1 protein-coding gene is annotated in these 667 nt (G+C 51.9%); it reads right to left on the bottom strand.

The window, feature by feature from the left end; all coding sequences use genetic code 11:
- Positions 1-667, bottom strand: a 667-nt coding sequence (locus tag GJU32_RS22955) for a DUF4573 domain-containing protein (RefSeq protein ID WP_155594163.1), incomplete at both ends; no start/stop codon positions are given.

Genomic DNA, 667 nt, shown 5'->3' with positions numbered 1-667 from the left:
GGGTTACTGGCGCTACTGGCGCTACTGGCGCTATCGGGGCTACTGGCGCTACTGGTGCTATCGGAGCTACTGGCGTTACTGGGGCTACTGGCTCTACTGGTTCTACTGGGGCTACTGGGGCTACTGGCTCTACTGGCTCTACTGGCTCTACTGGCTCTACTGGCTCTACTGGCTCTACTGGCTCTACTGGAGATATCGGTTCTACTGGTGTTACTGGTTCTACTGGCGCTACTGGTTCTACTGGCGCTACCGGGGTTACTGGTTCCATCGGGGCTACTGGTGTTACTGGTTCTACTGGAGATATCGGTTCTACTGGTGTTACTGGTTCTACTGGTGTTACTGGTGTTACTGGTTCTACTGGCGCTACTGGTGTTACTGGTTCTACTGGAGATATCGGTTCTACTGGTGTTACTGGTTCTACTGGTGTTACTGGTGTTACTGGTTCTACTGGCGCTACTGGTGTTACTGGTTCTACTGGAGATATCGGTTCTACTGGTGTTACTGGTTCTACTGGCGCTACTGGTGTTACTGGTTCTACTGGTTCTACTGGTTCTACTGGTTCTACTGGTTCTACTGGCGCTACTGGCGCTACCGGGGTTACTGGTGATATCGGTTCTACTGGTTCTACTGGTTCTACTGGTTCTACTGGTTCTACTGGTTCTACTGG

Origin of the sequence: Lysinibacillus cavernae, from assembly GCF_009724685.1 — a bacterium.
GTDB lineage: Bacteria > Bacillota > Bacilli > Bacillales_A > Planococcaceae > Lysinibacillus > Lysinibacillus cavernae.
Note: the sequence above shows the minus strand (reverse complement) of the source record. Positions and strands in the feature narration are given on the sequence as shown.